Below are 2,806 nucleotides of genomic sequence, written 5' to 3'. Positions count from 1 at the left end.
ACTTTAACCACTAATGTGTATTCCATTTTGTCAGAAGTAGTTATATAAGTTTTGCTTGGAGTTTTATTTACTGTTAAAAGTGGTGAATTTACAGTTGTTTTTACTGTATTTGTATTTGAAGTTTCGATTATTTTTTCTCCTGTTTCAGGATTAACTATATATTTATAATCTATTTTACCCACATTTTCTAGTGGGTTTTTTGAAGGAATTGTTATAACTAGGACTTTAAATTCCACTAGAATCTGCTCACTTGGACTTATATCTTCAATGGCAATTCCACTTTGAATATTTTCATTTACAAGTTTTCCATTTACAAATAAAGAACCATTTATAAATTCAGCTCCATCTGGTATAGGGTCAGTTAAAAATACATTTTCTGCTAAAGTATTTCCTGTATTTGTTATTTTGATTTTATAAGAAATAATATCTGAAATTTCTGCACTTGTTTTGTCTGTTGTTTTAACAAATCCCCCATCTTCATTTTTAATAATTGCAGTATTTACCTTTGTTAAAACTTCATTTGTAAATCCTTCAACTGTCTTAACTTCTCCTGTTTCAGGATTTACTGTAAAGTTATAAACTATAAATCCCTTGTTAGGCATAGGATTGACTTTAGGAATTTTATCAACTTTAACGCTATATTCAATAATTGTAGTAGAATTTTTATTAATATTTCCTATAGAAACTCCATCAGTTATAGAACCTGTTGTTGGATTGTTGTTTATTTTTAGTGAGTTTGAAACAAAAGAAACTCCATCTGGAAGTGTATCTGTAATTTTTACATTATTCGCAGATGAATTACCATCATTTCTTAATGTAATTTTATAGGTATAAATATCACCTATTTTAACAAATTTTTTGTTAGATTCTTTAACAAAGCTAACAATAGCTTGGCTGACTCTTGTTACAACTGTATTTGTATCAGAAGCTCCTTGCCCTGTCTTATTTTTAATTGGGTCAATTACATAATCATAAGTAACTCGTCCTTTATTTGTAACTTGATTTGACTCAGGTAAATTTACTATCTTAACTTTAAATTCAACATAAGAAATTTGTGAGACACGTATTGCACCAATATTTACACCTGTTTCAGGATTTGCTCCCTTTATAACTTTTCCATCTATGCTAAATGAATCTACAATAAATTCAGTACCTAGAGGAATATTATCAAAAAACTTTGTATTTATCGCTTCAACAGTTCCAGAATTTCTAAGACTTATTCTATAAGTTAAAATTTCATTTAAGCCTGCAAAATCTTTGTCTACAGTTTTTAGAATATCCCCATTTTCAAGGCTTATTCTAGCTTCATTTATTTTAGTTGTAACAGTATTAGTAATATTAGCCTCTGACTTCTTAAGACCTGTTTCTTCATTTACAACATAATCATAAAACACAATTCCTTCATTTTGAATTGGGTTAGGTTTTGGAAAATCTGAAACCCTAACTTTAAATTTAACTAATTTAGACTCAAAAGGCTTTATTGTTCCAACTGGTATACCGCTATTTGGACTTGCTCCTACTTGTTGAACATCATTTATAGTTACTGTATTTTGAATAAATGTTGTTCCGTTTGGTACTGTATCTTTAAACACAACATTTATAGCATCTACATTACCTACATTTTTTAATAAAATTGTATAAGTTATAGTATCGCTTCGTATTCCAAATTCTAAATCAGTAAATTTTTCTAAACTATTTTCAACATCAGTATCAATAATTGCAACATTAACTTTACTAGTTACTTCATTGCTCATACTTTCTTTAGTTCTGCCATTAGGCTCATTTGGATTTACAGTAAAGTTATATCTTACCTTAGAATCATTTCGTATTAATGCACCACGAGGAACTGTTGTAACTTTAACTTTAAATGTTATAGTTTTTTGCTCATTTGGTGCTAAATTTCCAACATTAAAAGAAGCATCTGGGTCATATAATGGGTAATTTACTCCCCCAACAAACACAGTGCCATTTATAAATTCAGTGTTTTCAGGGATTGTATCATAAAAAACAATATTATTTGCACTTACATTACCTGTATTTTTCACAAATATAGAGTAAGTTAGTGTTTCATCTTTACTTACATATTCCTTGTCAACAGTTTTAATAAAACTACCATCTTCATTTGAAATATTTGCATAGTTTATCCTTGTAAATGTTGGGTCTGATGTTATATTAACCTCTTTATTAATCCCATCTATTCCTGCACTATATGCATAGCTTAAACTTCCAGTGTTGTTTATAGGATTTGAAGTAGGTAAATTTTTAACTTTTGCTTTAAATTCAACTATTTTTGCCTCAAGAGGTTTAATCTCGCCAAGTGCAATACCTTGTCTTATATCTCCATTAAGAACTAACGAACCATCTATTGTTACACTATTATTTATAAACTCTAGAGACGGGTCTAATGTATCTTTAACAATTACATTTTTAGCAACAACACTTGAGCTATTTTTTGTAGTTAATGTAAAGATAATAATATCTCCCATAGTAGCATTTTCTAAATCAGCTCTCTTATAAAATCCATTTACACCAGGAGTGATTGGTGTAGCTACTACATTAGTGGAAGTTTCATTTGATATAGCTGAGGTGGTTACAACTTGTGTGCTTGTTGGATTTTGTTTATATTCATAAGTTAAATTAGCCACATTTTTAAGTGGATTCATTTCTGGAATAAAATCAATACGTGCTTTAAAAGAAATTACACTTTCTACATTTGGAATAACAGTTCCTACATTTATCCCTGTTTGAGGGTTATAGATACTATTTGAAGCACCATTTATAGTCACAGACCCTGGAATAAAACTTG

At 29.1% G+C, this 2,806-nt stretch carries 1 pseudogene; it reads right to left on the bottom strand.

Annotated elements, in window-relative coordinates:
- Positions 1 to 2,806: pseudogene (locus tag ACRC28_RS15410) on the bottom strand (hypothetical protein); the annotation flags it as partial.

Origin of the sequence: Clostridium sp., assembly GCF_051650885.1 — a bacterium.
Classification (GTDB): domain Bacteria; phylum Bacillota; class Clostridia; order Clostridiales; family Clostridiaceae; genus Clostridium.
This window is presented reverse-complemented; position numbering and strand designations above follow the sequence as displayed.